Origin of the sequence: Streptomyces sp. NRRL S-646, assembly GCF_000720765.1 — a bacterium.
Taxonomy (GTDB): Bacteria; Actinomycetota; Actinomycetes; order Streptomycetales; family Streptomycetaceae; genus Streptomyces.
This window is the reverse complement of sequence record NZ_JODC01000157.1, coordinates 1-208: the sequence shown is the minus strand read 5'-3', so window position 1 is coordinate 208 and position 208 is coordinate 1. Positions and strand designations below refer to the sequence as shown.

Here is a 208-nt window from a genome sequence, read left to right as displayed (position 1 = left end):
CTCGTCGAGGTCGGCCTCCAGGCCGTTGCGCTCGCCGTCGATGATGCGCCGCTTGAGGCGCTCCTGAAGCGGCAGGGCGGCCAGCTCCTCGGCCTTGCCGGCCTTCAGGGACTTCGCGGTGGCGCCCTCGAACAGGGCCATCAGCTTCTGCAGCGGGTCGTAGCCCTCGGACCGGCGGTCGTGGATCAGGTCGAGGGCCGTCTGCACC

The 208-nt window shown here is 71.2% G+C and carries 1 protein-coding gene; it reads right to left on the bottom strand.

What is annotated here, in order from left to right:
• On the bottom strand, positions 1-208 hold a 208-nt coding region (locus IH68_RS51585), incomplete at both ends, for a hypothetical protein (protein WP_037886861.1).